Source organism: Methylocella sp. CPCC 101449, assembly GCF_031921685.1.
In the GTDB taxonomy this organism is placed as follows: domain Bacteria; phylum Pseudomonadota; class Alphaproteobacteria; order Rhizobiales; family Beijerinckiaceae; genus Terripilifer.
This window is the reverse complement of the sequence record NZ_JAPDHU010000002.1, coordinates 930842-946874: the sequence shown is the minus strand read 5'-3', so window position 1 is coordinate 946874 and position 16033 is coordinate 930842. Positions and strand designations below refer to the sequence as shown.

Sequence of the window (16033 nt, the reverse complement as noted above, 5' to 3'; positions counted from 1 at the left end):
CATTTTCAGAGCTGTCAGAGCTTGCAGTCTTTCGCGTAGACGTCGCCGTAGTCGCTGAGGATTTTTTCCTTGGTCTGAATGATCAGCTTCCCATCCGCTGCTTTCTCGACCTTGGTGGCGTACCAATCCTGAACCGGATGCTGGTTCGGTCCAAATTTGAAAGGGCCACGAATGGATTGGAAATCGGCTTTCAGCATGGCCTGCCGGAACTTCTCCGTGTCGCTTAGATCGCCGTTGACCCCACGCAGCGCCGCGCCGATTGCCAGCGCCGTATCGAACGACTGGCCTGCGTAATAAGTGGGAACGCGATCCGGGCCGAATTTCTTGATCCATTCCGCCATGAAGCGTTTGTTGGCGGGATTGTCGAAATCCGTATTCCAATGGGTTGTGGCGTTGACGCCGACCGCGGCTTCACCGATTGATTTCAGGATGACCGCGTCGATCGAGGGCGAAGGCACGACCATGGGGATGGTCTGGAGCAATCCGGCCTGCTGATATTGGCGGGTAAAGGTGATGCCGAGGCCGCCTGGATGGAAATGAAAGACGACGTCCGGCTTGGCGGCGCGAATTTGCGCCAGTTCGGCGGCATAGTCGGTTTGATCGAGGCGCGTGTAGATCTCGCCGATGATTTCGCCTTTGAACATGCGCTTGAAGCCAGCGAGCGCGTCCTTGCCGGCCTGATAGTTGGGTGCCAGGATGAAAGCGCGCTTGTAACCGAGGTTTGACGCGTTCCTCCCGGCACTTTCGTGCAGTGAATCGTTCTGCCAGGACGTCACGAAATAGTTCCTGTGACACTCCTTGCCGGCGAAATTCGATGGCGCGGCATTGGGGCTGACGTAGACGGCGCCGGCGTCCAAAATGTCGGGAACGGTGGCGACCGCCACGTTCGAGAAGATGATGCCGGAAAACAATTTGATTTTTTGGGATTTCAGCAGCCGATCGGCAATCTGGTGGCCTTGCCCGGGTTTCAGGGCGTCGTCTTCCACCACCAGTTGAACGGGCACGCCGCCCAACTTGCCCCCTTCCAAGTCGATCGCCAGTTGGAAGGCATCCCGCATGTCTTCCCCGACATAGCCGATGGGGCCGGACAGCGTTGTGATGAAACCGATTTTGACGGGTGTTTGTGCCTGAACGCCGCCGACCCACAGTACACTTCCCAACATCATGCCGAGAACAGCAGATTTCTTCATGACACCCTCCCTAAGTCATTGGCTTCGCAAGATTCCCTTCCGCCGGCCAGTTGGCCATGCCGCGCTGGCCTTTTAAAGAAAAAGGCCATCTCTAACGTAAGATTATATTATTTTCGAAAATAAATAGCGGCAGTCGTCGGATGTCAAGCGGCGCGACTTCACTAAGCCCCGCCCTTCAGGCCGCGGTGAAATGTATGGGCTGAGCGCCTTTCCACAGGACGAGCTTTCCCAGCTTGGGGAGATCGTCGAGCGGCGATGTGATGGTCAGGAAATGATTGCCGGCGAGCTGGCCGACCTTGCTGGCAAAGCGAACACCGCCATAGCCCAACAGGATTTCCGTTTCGCTGATACCGCCCGGATAGACCAGAATCTGGCCGGGTGCCGGATAGCTCGTCTGATTTTCCGGAGTGAGCCCGAGATCGGTGTCGCCGAGAGGAATCCAGACCGCCTCGCCGCTCCAGCGGACATGAATGACCTCCTGTTTGTAGGGCATGAGGCGTTTGAAAATCTCCACCGTCCTTGGCGCCGCCGCCGTTTCAAAGCGTGCGTTGAAGACGAAGGGGCCGGCGGAGATCACAACGTCGGACATGGGAAGTTCCTTCTCGGTAGGTATCGCCACCAGCGAGGGCATCGCTGGTGGCATGATTGTCAGCGCATCGCTTTCGGTCGCTCGGCGAGCGGCGGCAAGAACGACGCGTCGAAGATTTGATCAGCCTTGGGCGTTGCCGGCAATTGTTGCGCCTCGACCAGGATGTCGATGGATTTCGCCAGCCGCTGCGGATCGACCGCGCCCAGGCCAAGAGTGGCGATTTCCGGGTCGCTCATCTCCTGCCCCATGGTCGCCAGCAGCTTTTCCTTTTCGAGCGGCACTTTGATCAGGGGTTCGCGCTTGGCGACCGATTGGACCGCCGCATCCGGGTCCTTGATCGCGTCGTTGATCCCCTTGAACAGGGCGTTCAAAAAGCCGCGGACCGCTTCCGGATTTTCGGTGACCAATTTGCGCGAAACGATGATCGAATTCGAATAGAGATTCATGCCGTAATCGGCATAGCGGATGAAGCGCAGTTGCTTTTCCGCATCGACACCCATGTTCTTGGCGGCGAAACGGATCGTATTGACATATCCGAAGGCACCGTCGATCTGGTTCTGCATCAGCATGGGTTCACGCAGGTTGGGCTGCATATTGCTGATCTTGAACGTCCCGCAATCGATCTTGGCGACCTTGCAAAGAGCGGGAAAGAGTTTCAACGCGCCGTCGTTCGTCGGTCCTCCGATGGTCTTGCCTTGCAGATCCTTGAGGTCACGGAAAGAACTGTCGGACTTGATGGCGATGACGAAGGGCGGCTGATTGTAAAGCGCCGCCACCGCGACCGGGGCGGCTTCGGGCCTAGATGCGACGAAGGCGACCAGAGCGTTAATGTCGCCAAAGCCGATGTCATACGAGCCATTGGCGACCAGCGGCACGGCGGCGCCTGATCCGTTCCCCTGATCGAAGGTGACGTCGAGGCCGGCGGCTTTGAAATAGCCGCGATCGGCGGCCAGGAAGAACATGCCCTGCGGCCCCTCATATTTCCAGTTCAGGACCACTTTGATCTTTGTTTCCGCGCGCGCGGCCGTCGTGACCAACGGGGCGAGCAAGGCGAATGCGCAGGCAGCACCATACAACGTCTTTTTCATAACGATGTTCCTTCTGTTTGACATTTAGAGAGAAGCGAGATCGACGCCGCGCGTGGCCCAGCCGGTGGTGCGCGCTTCGACGATGGAAAAGACGGCGTAGAGGGCGACGCCCAGAACGGCGAGGATCAAAAGCCCGGCAAAGACCAGCGGCACGTCGAAGTTGGAACTGGCGATCATCATGACGTTGCCGATGCCACGGTTCGAGGCGACGGTTTCCGAAATGACGGTGCCGACGAAGGCCAAAGTGACGGCGACTTTCAGCGAAGCGAAGAAATACGGCATGGTGCGCGGCAGGCCGACATTGCGCAGGCGGTCGAGCTTGGTGGCGTGCAGCGTCCTCATGAAATCTTCGAGTTCGGGCTCGGTGGTCGCCAGACCCGTGGCGACATTAACGACGATGGGAAAGACGCTCGTCACCATGGCGGTCAAAACCGCCGGCACGGTGCCGGCACCGAACCACAAAACGAAGATCGGCACGACGGCGACCTTTGGAACCGATGCGAAGCCGACCAGGAGTGGGTTGGCCACGTCATAAGCGACGCGGGATGAGCCGACGACAATGCCGAGCAGCACGCCCAGAACGATGGCGAGGGCGAAGCCGAGCAATGTCGTATAAAGGGTCTGAAAGGCGTGCGGCCAGATCGCCGGAAAATCCCGGATCAAGGTCGCCAGGATCGTGCTCGGCATAGGCAGAACGATGTCGCTGACATTCAAGGCCGCACATGTCACCTGCCACGCCAGGAAGAAGCCGACGATCAGGGCGCCGGAAAGAAATCGCCTGCGTAACGCGGTCATCATGCAGCCTCCTTGGTGGCGTTGCGCACGGCGACGATCGCGGCGCGCAGGTCATGGGTGAGCGTGGTGAATTCGGGGGTGAAGGTCGTTTCGACCGAACGCGGGCGCTGGAAATCGATGTCGCGCTCCGCGACGATACGGCCCGGTTTGGCCCGCATGACGCAGATGCGGTTGGCCAGAAAGCCTGCCTCTTTGAGATCGTGGGTGACGAGCAGCACCGTCGGCCGGCGCGTCATCCACAGGTCCTGCATGATCGACCAGAGTTCCTCGCGGGTGAATTGATCGAGCGCGCCGAAAGGTTCGTCGAGCATCAGCAATTCGGGCTCGTGAATGAGCGCGCGGCACAGCGAGGCGCGTTGCAACATGCCGCCCGAAAGTTGCCAGGGATGTTTGTCGCCCTGCCCGGCCAGGCCGACCTGAGCCAACAGTGCCTCGACCCGGTGGCGAAAGTCGCGATGCCGCTCCGTTTTGAATTGCTGCCGGAACGGCGGCACGATCTTCAGCGGCATCATCACGTTGTCGCGGATAGTGAGCCAGGGCAGCAAGGTCGGGTTCTGGAAGGCCATACCGATGCGAATGGGCGTGGCGCCGACCTCGCGGTTCTTGACAAGAACGACGCCTGAGGTAGCGCGGACCAGGCCGCTGACCAGCTTCAGGATCGTCGACTTGCCGCAGCCCGAAGGGCCGACCAAGGCAACGAAGTCGCCTTGGTTGATCGTCAAATCCGTCTCGTCGAGAATGACCTGGCGCTGTTGCGCAGTGCCATAAGCCAGCATGACATTTTGCAGGGACACCAGGGGAGTCGATGGGCGGATCGTGTCGCTCATGTCGGTCGTGCTTCCACGTGTTTGACGATGTTGCGCATGGTGAGTTCCGTGTTGCGCGGCTTGGCCGGCGGCATCTTCTGGATGGAATGGACCGATCGCCCCCATCCGGCGGTGTCGGCGATCAATTGACGATCGCGCATGACGAACCGGCCGCGAACGATGGTGTGGATCGGCAGACCGGTGATCGTGCGGCCGTTCCACGGCGTGATCTTGGAGCGGGTCTGCAGCGCCTGATCGTCGATCGTCATGGTGCGGTTCAGATCGACCAAGGCGAGGTCGGCATCGGCGCCGGCTTGGATGACGCCTTTACGGGGATAGAGCCCCCAATGTTTTGCCGGATTGGCGGCGCTCCAGCGAACATAGTCGCAGATCGAAGCGCGGCCCTGGGCGACCTGGGTCAGCATCAGCGGCATCTGGGTTTCGACGCCGGGGAAGCCGCAGTCGACGGTCCAGATGTCGTTCCTGGTTTTTTGTTCGGGCGTGTGCGGCGAATGATCGGTGGCGATCATGTCGATTAGGCCGCTTTGCAGGGCCGACCAAATCGGTTCCTGATTGCGCGGCTCGCGCACCGGCGGATTGATGCGGATGACGCCGCCGACGCGCCGATAGTCGTCGGTCGACAGGAAGAGATAATGCGGGCAGGTTTCGCCGGTGATGTCGACGCCGCGTGCCTTCGCTTCGGCCAGCGGCCGCAGTTCCTCGGCCGAGGAGATATGCAGGATGTGAATGCGGGCGCCCGTCCATTCGGCCAGCGCGGCGGCGCGGCTTACCGCTTCGACGGCGACGATGGCCGGGCGCGCGGCAATGTGGGCCATCGGATCGCAACGGCCGGTGTCGCGCATACGGCTCTCGCGCCGTGACATGATCGAGGCCGTTTCGGCGTGCAGGGAAATCCGCTTGCCGGTTTCCGCGACAACCTCGAAGGCTTCCAGCATAGCGCCGGTCGAGGGCGACGGCAGGCGGCCGAAGGTTTCCCCCATATAGAGTTTGAAGCCGATGACGCCGGCCTCGACCATGTCCTGGACATTGCCGATCGTGTCTTCGCCGAGGAAGCCGTAGAGGCCATAGTCGATGTGGGCGCGCGAACTGGCGATCGTATGTTTCTGCGCGAGAGCATCAGGCGTTGCCGTCGTCGGCAAGGTGTTGGGCATGTCGAAAACGGTGGTGACGCCGCCGAAGGCCGCGCCGGCGGTGCCGGTGCCCCAATCTTCCTTGGTCGGATAGCCGGGATCTCGGAAATGGACGTGGACGTCGATGGCGCCCGGCAGGACGTGCAGGCCGGTGGCATCGAAGGTTTCCGTTGCCTCCGGCATCGCGTCGGCGGTGCCCACCGTCAGGATCTTGCCGTCACGGATGGCGATGCTGGCTTCAATGATAGAGTCCGGGGAGACGACGCGGCCTCCGTGGATGACGAGATCAGCTTTTTTCATGGTCTTCCTCCTCAAAGCATGGCCCAGCCACCGTCGACCGGGAGGTCGAGACCGGTGACTTGGCGGGAGACGTCGCTCGCCAGGAACAGGCAGGCGTTGGCGACGTCGCTATCGAAGGTGATGCGCTTCAGCGCGTAATCGGCGGCGTGACGCTCGATCGCCTGTTCGTCGGAAATGCCGAGGCGGCGCGCCATTTCCGGGACGACTTTGCTGCGAAACCGTTCGCCGTCGACCATGCCGGGCGCGACGCAATTGACGTTGATGCCGTGCGGGCCGAGTTCCAGGGCAAAGCTCTTGGTGATGCCGCGCAGGCCCCATTTCGAGGCCGAATAGGCCAGCCGCCCGGCCCGGCCGCGCATGCCGAACGTGCCGCCGACATTGACGATCTTGCCGGCGCCCTGCTCCATCATGATCGGCGCGACCGCCCGGATGGTGTGGAAGCAGCCGTTCATGTTGAGGGTGACGATTTCGTCGAATTCGTCGGGCGTGGTCTGCGCGCCGGTCTTGCCGATCGGGCCCGAGCCGCCGGCGACATTGACCAGAATATCGATCCGGCCGAAAGCCTTCGTGGTGGCCTCGACGGCGGCATCGCAGCTTGCCGCATCGGTCAGATCGCACGGCAGAACGATCGCCTCACGACCGGTTTCGCGAACCTCTTCGGCAACCGGTTCAATGGCTTGCGTGTCCCGGCCAAGCAGGGAAAGCTGGCAGCCTTCCGCTCCGAAAGCCCGTGTGATCGCGGCGCCCATGCCTTTGGCTGGGCCGGTGATCACGACGACTTTATTCTCTAGTCCGAGGTCCATGGCAGTCTTCCTTGCGTTGGCAAGGCGGAACGTGCCCGAGATGGCTGATGCAATCGAACGCCAATTTTGTGTAAGCTGGATACGAAAAAGTACACACCTCCAGCGGAGCGGGCTTGCGATGCGCCACGTACGGATCTGGCAATATGTCGATGAGGCTGCGCGTTGCGGTTCGATCCGGCGGGCCGCCGAACGGTTGAACATCACCCCTTCCGCTTTGCAGCGCCGAATTCAGGACGTCGAGGAAGATCTGGGTGCGGAAGTGTTCGAGCGTCTGCCTAGCGGCGTGAAGCTGACCGCAGCGGGTGAAATGCTCATCCATTGGATCCGTTCGCAGTCGGCGGCGCTCCAGCACGCCCGTTCCCAGATCGAGGACCTATCGGGATTGCGGCGTGGCTCGGTCCGCATTGCCTGTAGCCAGGCGCTGGCGGTGTCGTTTCTGCCGGCCGAGATCGAAAAGTTTAATGCCGTCTATCCGCTGGTTCGGTTTTCGGCCGTGGTGAACGATCACGGCGGGGCCATCACCGCGCTGCGCGACTATGAAGCCGATCTGGCTTTGGTCTTTCAGCCCGAGCGCCACAACGATTTCCAGCCGTTGATGTCTGTCGGTCAACGTCTGATGGCCATTTTCGCCAGCGGCCATCCGCTGGCGCAGAAGGAAACGATCCGGCTGCGCGACTGCACCGCCTATCCGCTGGCCCTGGCCGACCGGAGCTTTTCCGGCCGCCGGATCATGGAGAGCATCCTGGCCTCGGTCTCGACGCGGTTCGACGTGCAATTGGAATCCAATTCCTTCGAGCTGTTGCGCAATTACGTGCGGCGAACCCAGGCCGTGATGTTGCAGATCGAATTGGGTGCGCTGGAGGATTTGCCGGATTCAGGCCTTATCGCGCGGCCCATAGACGATCGGGATTTGGCCCATGGCTCCTTGGTGCTGGGCCAATTGAAAGGCCGCACCCTGCCCGTTGCGGTCGCCAAGTTCGCCGATCAGATCGCCCACCGCATGGATCAGCTTCGGACATTGCCGACGATTTAGGCGAAAAATCCATTATCGAGTAAAATCAGATGTGTTTATATATCGCCTCATGTTTTTCATGAGATCGGCGGTACGGGCGTTTTGCTTTTTTGCCAAAGCTCATGCGCTTACATTCCCCCGCCATATCGAATAACAAGCACGGCAGGATTTACGGGCAGATCCTGGCAACCAACTCTGCCAACATGGCAAATCAAACACGGGAAGAAACAGTGACCCAAACCCTCACCAAACCGACAGCCGCGGCCGCCGCTCCCGCCACCGCCGAGATGACCGCCGAAGCCTTCCTGTCGCGCCTCGCCGAACGCGGCATCGAATATGTGTTCGCCAATGCGGGTACGGATTTCGCGCCGATCATCGAAGCGCTCGCCCGCAAGAACAAGAAATTCCCGCGTTTCGTCACCGTGCCGCACGAAAACGTCGCCATGGCCATGGCCAATGGCTACTACCGCCTCGCCGGCAAGCCGGCCGCCGTCATGGTCCATGTCACCGTCGGCACCGCCAATACGATCTGCGGCCTGATGAACATGGCGCGCGACAACGTTCCGGTGCTGCTGTGCGCTGGCCGCACGCCGATTACCGAGACCGGCCATGAGGCCTCGCGCAATGGCGTGATCCATTGGGGCCAGGAATCCTTCGACCAGGGCGGCATGGTCCGCGAATTCGTCAAATGGGAATATGAACTGCGTGCCGGCCAGCCGGTCGGCGCATTGGTCGATCGTGCCCTCGACATCGCCATGACCGAGCCGCGCGGCCCGGTCTATATGTGCCTGCCGCGCGAAGTGCTGGCCGATGAAGCGGTGCCGATGCGCCGCGACAACGTCCGGCCGCTCGGCGCGATTGCCGCGGCCCCCGCTCAGGAGGCTATCGACCAGGCGGCCCAGCTCATCGCCAAGGCGAAGAACCCGATGGTAATAACCTCGGCGTTCGTGCGCACCCCGGAAGCCCTGGCGGCGCTGAGCGATTTCGCCGACAAGCTCTCGGTTCCGGTGGCGCAGCCCTCGCCGATCGACCTCAACTTGCAGACCGACCATCCGATGTTCGCTGGCTTCGATCTGCCGGCGTCCTTCAAGGAAGCCGATCTGCTTATTGTCATCGACTCCGGCGTGCCGTGGATCCCCAAGAACATCCAGCCGGCGGCGCATGCCAAGGTCATTCACATGTCGGTCGATCCGTTGGTCAGCCGTCATCCGTTCCGTGAGTTCGAGACCGACCTGTTGGTCGCCGGCGATCCGACCGCAGGCCTGCGTATGCTGGTCCAGGCGGTCGAGAAGATCGGTGCGGACAAAGCGGCCGCGGAAGCGCGTCGCAAGGCTGTGATCGCCGCGCGCAAGGAAGCCGTCGCCAAGCGCGAAGCCTTCGCTCTGTCCATGAAGGACCACACGCCGATCCATCCGGCCTGGCTGGCCTATTGCATCAACAAGACCAAGGCCAAGGACGCCATCGTCATGAACGAGCTCGGCACCACCCCAGGCCGGCTCGATTTCGAGGCGCCGCAGACCTTCTTTTCCGTCGGCTTGGCCGGCGGCCTGGGCTCGGGCATCGGTTCGGCGCTCGGCCTCAAGCTTGCCGCGCCGGAGCGCGAAGTCATCGCCACGGTCGGCGACGGCTCCTATATGTTCGGCAATCCGCTGCCGACGCATTTCGTCGGCCGCTCTGAGAAGTTGGCGACCCTGACGATCGTCGCCAACAATCACCAGTGGCTGGCGGTGCGCATGTCGACCCTGGCGGTCTATCCGGATGGCGCGGCCGCCAAGGCCAATGTCATGCCGGTGCAGGATCTGAACCCCTCGCCCGACTTCGAGAAAGTGGTCGAGTCCTGCGGCGGCTACGGCGAGAGCGTCAAGGATCCGAGCAAGCTGGAAGATGCCTTGCGGCGGGCCCTGGAGAAGGTGCGCTCGGGGACCCCGGTCGTCCTCAACGTTCACACCCAGCCGGGTACGCGCTGAGCCTGAACCACGGCCCGTGTCGGTATCCGCGCGGGTCGCTGATCATGTGAAATCAACCTTTGAACGGGCGCGGCGGCTACGCTGCGCCCGAACTTGCAACGGCGCCCTATACGTGCTTCCTCCCGGCTATTCCCCGACCGGGACGGGATAGCGGCGTTATTTTGGCCATGAGCGGCACATCAAGCGATACCTCATCGAGCACGAACTCTTTGCGCGTCTATCAGGAACTGGCACAGCAGATCCTGAGCGGCACGCTGCCGCCAGGTCACAAGCTTGAAGAAAAGGTGCTGGCCGAACAATTCGGCGTGTCGCGCACGCCGGTGCGCGAGGCGCTGCGGGAACTCGGCGCGCGCGGACTGGTCGACTTCACACCGCGCCGTGGCGGCGTCGTGGCGACGATCGGCATTCCGCAATTGGCCGACATGCTGGAAGCCGAATGCGAGATCGAGGGGCTGTGCGCCCGGCTGGCGGCGCAGCGCATGACCGCGCTCGACAAAGGCAACCTGTTGGAAATCCATCGCCAGGCGATGCAGCTTGGGAACGCGCGATCGGAAGCGACCTATCGCCGGCTCAACAATGAGTTCCATGATCTCATCTGCGAAGGCGCGCGCAATCAAACTGTGGCGTCGACCGCGCGCGAATTGCGCGAACGCCTCGCCGCCTTTCGACAGTCGCAATCGAGCACGTTGAAAGAACGCATGGAACGCTCGAACGAAGATCACGAAGCGATCGTGCAAGCGATTCTCGCGGGACAGCCGGAAGCCGCCTATGAGGCGATGCGCAAGCACAATGCGCGTTTGAGCTCCGACGTGTTGCGTCAACTGTCGCGCAAGGCGACAGCGGCTCCGACCAAGTAATCAGTGCGATAGGGTCATCGCGACACGCTGCAAAAATTTGCGCGTGCGCAGTCGCGTATCATCCTCTTGACAACGTCAAGGCAGCGCCAGACGCTACAGACATGCGCGGAGGTTGGAGGCTTCACGTCGCATCGCGTCGGATGAAGATCATCCGGTCGCTGAATGTCTCGCGAAGCGTGCCATCCTGCAGCTTCGCCAAGAAGAACAAGAAATCACGGAGACGAACATCGGGAGGAAGCGATGAGCTTGCCATGCACGAAATGGACGAGTGTGCTGTCGATTGCTGCGTGCGTTCTGTTGTCGAATGCCGTCCATGCCAAGGAACAAGCGATCGGCGATCCGCCTGAAGCGAAGAATATGGAGCTTGTAGGCTGGAATGATTTGCAGCAACGCTCCGCTTATCAGCCGACGGTCTTTCATCAAGGCAATCGCTGGATCGCCTATATCGGCCATCATGGCGGCACAGAGGCCGTGCCGCGTCCAGTCAATCCGCTGACGGGTCAAGCCGAATTCAACGGCACCTCTATCGTCGATGTCACCGATCCGAAGAAGCCGATCTATCTCTATCACCTGCCCGGTCAGGAAGGCCTGGGAGAGAGCGGCGCGGCGCAGATGACGCGTGTGTGCAGCGGCGCGCAATTGCCGAAAGGCGACAAGAGCACGATTTATCTGCTGCGTACTTTCGGCAATATCGCGCATGAAATCTGGAACGTGACCGATCCGGCCGCGCCGAAACTGGTCAGCCGTATCGAAGGCCAGTTGAAGGATACCCATAAGAGCTGGTGGGAGTGCGATACGGGAATCGCCTATCTCGTCTCCGGTGCGCCGGGCTGGCGGACGCGACGCATGACGCAGGTCTACGATCTCAGCGATCCTGCCCATCCGGTGAAAATTCGCGACTTCGGCTTGCCGGGCCAGCAGCCTGGATCATCTGGTTCCGTGCCCACGGAGCTGCATGGACCGATCTCGGCTGGGCCTGACTCCAACCGCGTCTATTTTGGTTACGGTACCAATAAAGGTGGCATCATTCAGATTGTCGATCGCAAGAAGCTGCTCGAAGGCCCAGGCGAACCGACACCGGAAAATCTGAAGGCGCCGGAGATCAGCCAGCTCGCGCTTTCGCCGCTCATCGGCGCGCATACGGTGCTGCCGCTGTTGAAAATGCCGATCCCTGAATTCAAGAACGACAAGGATGGTCAGACCCGCGACATGGTGATGATCGTCGATGAAAGCCTCGTCAATGAATGCGCCGAGGCGCGGCAGATGGTGTGGTTCGCCGATATCACGGTCGAGACGCGGCCGATGGTTGTGTCCAACTTCACGGTTGACGAGGCTTCGGGCGACTTCTGTCAGCGCGGTGGGCGCTTCGGTTCGCATTCCTCCAACGAGGCTGCGTTCGCCATCTTCAACAAGAAAGTGGTGTTCGTCACCTTCTTCAATGCGGGCGTCCGCGCGATCGATATCCGCGATCCGTTCCGGCCGAAGGAGATCGGCTATTTCATTCCGGCGATCACCCAGGCGACGACACCGCGCTGCGTCAAGATCAATGGCGCGGATCGTTGCAAGACGGCGATCCAGAGTAACAATGTGGAGATCGACGATCGCGGCTATGTCTATGTGGTCGATCGCGCCAATACCGGCGTCCACATTCTCAAACTCAGCGATGAAACGCTGAAGTCCATCGGGCAATAGCCATGCGGCCGGTCAAGCTCGTCGGCGCGATGTTTCTCGCCATGCTGCTGCCGGCCGCGTCCATGTCCCATCAAGAGCCAGTCGAAGCGCACACGTGGACCGCGATCGACTGGCCCTTCCCGCGCGATGGTTGGCCGGCCGGTCGTGCTTTCCGCTGCGCGCCGTCATCCTGCGATGCGCCAGCCATTCTTACACTGCGGGTCAAACTCGGTATGTGCAATTGCGATACCGGCGTGCGTGATGATCTAGAAGTCGATGGCTTGTCGGACGTCGATTTAGTCAGCTCGACCTTCGTTCCGCTGGCGCCAGGGACGCTCTTTCAAGTGGGTGCCCTGAGAGGGCGCATGCGCGAATATGAGGCCGTCGTCGACGGCACAAAAAAGCGGTTGGTCGGCGTGGTCTTGAGCCGGGGCTGCGACGTGGTCGCCGCGAGCCTCGTCACGTCGGACCGGCATCGCCGGGATTGGGCCGGCGATTTCACGCGTCTGCTGCAAAACCTGCCTTAATCCATTCTTCCGAGAAGCCTTCAACCCTTTGCTTTTCCGGCAATTGGTGCGCCATTGCGCGCGATTTTCCGTGAGACAGTTGACCCACACAACAGTCGCGGATCGCGAAAGCCACCGTCAGCCTGCATCACCTGCCGATGATCTTGCCGCTCGTCGAGAAACCGGCTGGCGATGGCTTGCGGGTGATCTGCGAAATCGAGACCACCGATGGTCATCGTGGCTTTGGCATGAGCGGGCGCTGGATGGCCCATGGTGTCGCCGCCGCGATCAAGAATGATCTGCTGCCTGTCATCAAGGACATGGACATCCGCGATATCGAGGCGATCCACGGCCGGTTGTGGCCGGAGATTACGCCGCGCGGCATTCGCGCCGGTGCCGGCATGACCGCCCTTTCCTGCCTCGACATGGCGATCTGGGACGCGGTGGGCCGTGCCACTGGCCGCACAGTCGCGCAGATGTTTGGCGGCGCGCGCAAGAAAGTGCCCGTCTATGTCACCTTCGGTTTCGGCGTTTACAACGAAGATCAGCTCGTCCAGTTGGCGCGTGAGCTCGCCGATCAAGGCTTTGGCTGCCTGAAAGTGCTCGTTGGTGTGGCCAAGGGTGGCGTGGCGGAAGATGCACGGCGGGTGAAGATCGTGCGCGATGCGGTCGGTGATCGCGTCTCTATCGCGCTCGACGCCAACGAGAGCCTGTCCTTCGATCAGGCGGTGCGCCTGTGCAAGATGCTCGACGATACGGATATTGCTTTCTTCGAGGATCCGGTTCGCGGCAATGATGCGCGCGAACTCGCCGATCTGCGCCGCATGGGCCGTATTCCCGTGGCGATCGGTCAGTTCGACGGCTATGCGAGCCGCTTCCGCGAATGGATCGAGGCAGGCGCCATCGACATCGTCATGGCCAACAGCATGTACAACGGCGGCTTCACCGAGACCCGGCGGGTGGCCGCGCTGTCGCAGATCTACAATCTGCCGCTGTCGGATGCCGGCGGTGGCGGCCTGTTTTCGCTCCACCATGTCGCAGGCTTCCGTAACGGCACGATGCTGGAAATGCATCTTGGCAACGCGCGGCTGGAACGGGCGCTGTTCACCAATGCGCCGGAACCGGAAAATGGCTTCCTTGCCGTGCCCGATGGGCCGGGTATCGGCCTGGACCTCAATCGCGACCTGATGCGCGATAGCCTGATCAAGGAGGTCTAACGGCCGCCTCATTTTTCGGGAAAGTAGCCTGCCCCCGAATATGGAGTAGATTCGATGGCGTTAGGTCCGTTGCCGATCATTTGGAAAGCCCTTGATCTGCCGGAGTCTGCGCTAGACCGGATCGCCTTCACCGGGCTCGCCAATCTGCCTTCGGCCTTTCCAGTAACGAAACTGGCGGCGAGTTCCATCGGCGCGGCCTGCCTCGCCATGTCGGAACTGATCGGCACGATGTACGAGGCGCCGCGCGTGGCGGTCGACCGGCGCCTGTCCTCGCTCTGGTTCGGCCTGTCGATCCAGCCGATCGAATGGCCCCTGCCCGCAATCTGGGATCCGCTGGCCGGCGATTATCTGGCCCGTGACCGTTGGATCAAACTGCACACCAACGCGCCGCATCATCGCGCCGCCGCGCTCAAAGTTCTCGATTGTGCGGCGGAACGTGGCGCTGTCGCGGAAGCCGTCAAAACCTGGGGAGCGGGCGAACTCGAAGCGGCAGTGGTGGACGCTGGAGGATGTGCCGCGGCATTACGCTTGCGCACGGAATGGGAGAAACATCCGCAAGGCGCGGCCGTGGCGGCCGAACCGCTGATCTCCTTCTCCTCAGCGGATGTCGGCGGATTGCGTTGGTCGCCCGAGCCGGGACGGCCGCTTGCCGGCCTCAAGGTCTTGGACCTGACACGTGTGCTGGCGGGACCGGTCGCAACGCGATTTCTCGCCGGCTATGGCGCCGACGTTTTGCGCGTCGATCCGCCCGATTGGGACGAGCCTGGCACTATTCCCGAAGTGACGCTGGGCAAAAGATGCGCGCGCCTCGATCTGCGCAGCGATATGGACCGCCGCCTGTTCGAGCGGCTGTTGGCCCGCGCCAATGTTTTCGTTCACGGCTATCGGCCCGGCGCGCTTGAAGGGCTCGGGTTTGGCCCGGCCGAGCGCCGCAAACTCAATCGCGATCTCATCGAAGTGTCGCTCGATGCCTATGGCTGGACGGGCCCCTGGAAAGGCCGCCGCGGCTTTGACAGCCTGGTGCAGTTCAGCAGTGGCATCGCCGAAGCCGGCATGGCCTGGAAAGGAACGGATCATCCGGTGTCCCTGCCCGTTCAGGCGCTCGATCACGCCACCGGCTATTTGATGGCGGCGGCGGTGATCCGCCAGATCATCGCGCGTCAGAATGGCGAAAAGCTCGCCTCGGCGCGGCTGTCGCTGGCGCGCACGGCGGCGCTTTTGGTCAGTCTGCGTGAACTGGCGAGCGAGGCACATTGGAGCGAAGGCGGCATAGCCGACGTGGCGCCTTTCATCGAAACGACGCCTTGGGGCGAGGCCCGGCGCTATCATCCACCGGCTAATATCGTCGGTGCACCGATGCGCTGGGAACGCGGTGCGCAGCGGCTTGGTTCCTCGAAGCCGGCGTGGTGACGCGAGCCGTGGTCGGATCGAAAGGCGGAGTCGTTCTTTTGCATGGGCACGGCCGCACCGGCCGTTCGATGGCCTCGATCGCGGCGGCCTTGAAGCGCGACGGCTATTCCACCTTGGCGCCGAGCTATAACAGCCCCTGGCGATCGCTGGCTCACATCGTCGATCACCTGAAGCCGCGTATCGATCAGTTCGCCCGGGAGATCGATGGCCCTCTGCACTTTGTGAGCCACTCTCTCGGCGGCCTGGTGGTGCGTGCGTTGATTGCTTCGCATCGGCCGGAAAAATTGGGACGCGTGGTGATGCTGGCGCCGCCCAATCGCGGCAGTGAATTGGCCGATCTTCTGTTTCGGCTCCGCCTCGATCATCTGGTGCTTGGACCCGTTGGGCCGCAATTGCGGACGGGACGCGCCCGGATCGATCAAGATATGCTCGGCCGCGTCGACTATGAACTCGGCATCATCGCCGGCGATCGCCCGCTTGACCCGATCTTTCCGCGCTTTCTGCTGCCGCGGCCCAATGATGGCAAGGTGTCGGTTACCTCGACACGCCTGCGCAACATGCGCGATCATATCGTCTTGCCTGTGTCGCACACCTTGATGGTTTATGACCGACGGGTGATCACGCAGGTGCTCGCTTTCCTGGAAACAGGCTCTTTCAACCGATAGACAGCG

At 61.6% G+C, this 16033-nt stretch carries 15 protein-coding genes; 8 read left to right on the top strand and 7 right to left on the bottom strand.

What is annotated here, in order from left to right:
- Positions 1-14: 14 nt before the first annotated feature.
- The 7 genes from OIM99_RS15300 to OIM99_RS15270 all read right to left on the bottom strand — a co-directional run bounded on the left by OIM99_RS15300 (position 15) and on the right by OIM99_RS15270 (position 6722).
- Complete coding sequence (locus OIM99_RS15300) at positions 15-1190, bottom strand: ABC transporter substrate-binding protein (RefSeq protein WP_311851287.1); 1176 nt, start codon at positions 1188-1190, stop codon at positions 15-17.
- A gap of 175 nt (positions 1191-1365) precedes the next feature.
- On the bottom strand, positions 1366-1779 hold the full coding sequence (locus tag OIM99_RS15295; RefSeq protein ID WP_311851286.1) for a DUF3830 family protein: 414 nt from the start codon (positions 1777-1779) through the stop codon (positions 1366-1368).
- 59 nt (positions 1780-1838) lie between these two features.
- Positions 1839-2867 (bottom strand): ABC transporter substrate-binding protein, encoded by a 1029-nt coding sequence (locus tag OIM99_RS15290; RefSeq protein WP_311851285.1) that lies wholly within the window; start codon positions 2865-2867, stop codon positions 1839-1841.
- Between the two features lie 24 nt (positions 2868-2891).
- The gene (locus tag OIM99_RS15285) at positions 2892-3665 is read right to left on the bottom strand and encodes an ABC transporter permease (protein ID WP_311851284.1); all 774 of its coding nucleotides are present in this window, start codon (positions 3663-3665) and stop codon (positions 2892-2894) included.
- Positions 3662-4489, bottom strand: a complete 828-nt coding sequence (locus tag OIM99_RS15280) for an ABC transporter ATP-binding protein (protein WP_311851283.1) — start codon at positions 4487-4489, stop codon at positions 3662-3664. The genes OIM99_RS15285 and OIM99_RS15280 overlap by 4 nt, the downstream gene beginning before the upstream one ends.
- Positions 4486-5919 (bottom strand): allantoinase AllB, encoded by a 1434-nt coding sequence (allB, locus tag OIM99_RS15275; protein WP_311851282.1) that lies wholly within the window; start codon positions 5917-5919, stop codon positions 4486-4488. The genes OIM99_RS15280 and allB overlap by 4 nt, the downstream gene beginning before the upstream one ends.
- Positions 5920-5930: 11 nt before the next feature.
- The gene (locus tag OIM99_RS15270; RefSeq protein ID WP_311851281.1) at positions 5931-6722 is read right to left on the bottom strand and encodes an SDR family NAD(P)-dependent oxidoreductase; all 792 of its coding nucleotides are present in this window, start codon (positions 6720-6722) and stop codon (positions 5931-5933) included.
- 118 nt (positions 6723-6840) lie between these two features.
- On the opposite strand from OIM99_RS15270, the gene OIM99_RS15265 reads away from it, so the two are divergent.
- The 8 genes from OIM99_RS15265 (at position 6841) to OIM99_RS15230 (ending at position 16027) form a co-directional block, all read left to right on the top strand.
- On the top strand, positions 6841-7755 hold the full coding sequence (locus OIM99_RS15265; protein WP_311851280.1) for a LysR substrate-binding domain-containing protein: 915 nt from the start codon (positions 6841-6843) through the stop codon (positions 7753-7755).
- Positions 7756-7964: 209 nt separating this feature from the next.
- Positions 7965-9701, top strand: coding sequence for a thiamine pyrophosphate-requiring protein (locus OIM99_RS15260; protein ID WP_311851279.1), 1737 nt, complete (start codon positions 7965-7967; stop codon positions 9699-9701).
- Between the two features lie 167 nt (positions 9702-9868).
- Complete coding sequence (locus OIM99_RS15255) at positions 9869-10558, top strand: GntR family transcriptional regulator (RefSeq protein WP_311851278.1); 690 nt, start codon at positions 9869-9871, stop codon at positions 10556-10558.
- Between the two features lie 240 nt (positions 10559-10798).
- Positions 10799-12250: a hypothetical protein gene (locus OIM99_RS15250; protein WP_311851277.1), complete on the top strand. Its 1452-nt coding sequence runs from the start codon at positions 10799-10801 to the stop codon at positions 12248-12250.
- A gap of 2 nt (positions 12251-12252) precedes the next feature.
- Positions 12253-12756, top strand: a complete 504-nt coding sequence (locus tag OIM99_RS15245; protein ID WP_311851276.1) for a hypothetical protein — start codon at positions 12253-12255, stop codon at positions 12754-12756.
- Between the two features lie 137 nt (positions 12757-12893).
- On the top strand, positions 12894-13952 hold the full coding sequence (locus OIM99_RS15240) for a mandelate racemase/muconate lactonizing enzyme family protein (protein WP_311851275.1): 1059 nt from the start codon (positions 12894-12896) through the stop codon (positions 13950-13952).
- 54 nt (positions 13953-14006) lie between these two features.
- Entirely contained in the window at positions 14007-15362 is a 1356-nt protein-coding gene (locus OIM99_RS15235; protein ID WP_311851274.1) for a CoA transferase, read from the top strand.
- Positions 15356-16027, top strand: a complete 672-nt coding sequence (locus tag OIM99_RS15230) for an alpha/beta fold hydrolase (protein WP_311851273.1) — start codon at positions 15356-15358, stop codon at positions 16025-16027. The genes OIM99_RS15235 and OIM99_RS15230 overlap by 7 nt, the downstream gene beginning before the upstream one ends.
- The last annotated feature ends 6 nt before the right edge of the window (positions 16028-16033 follow it).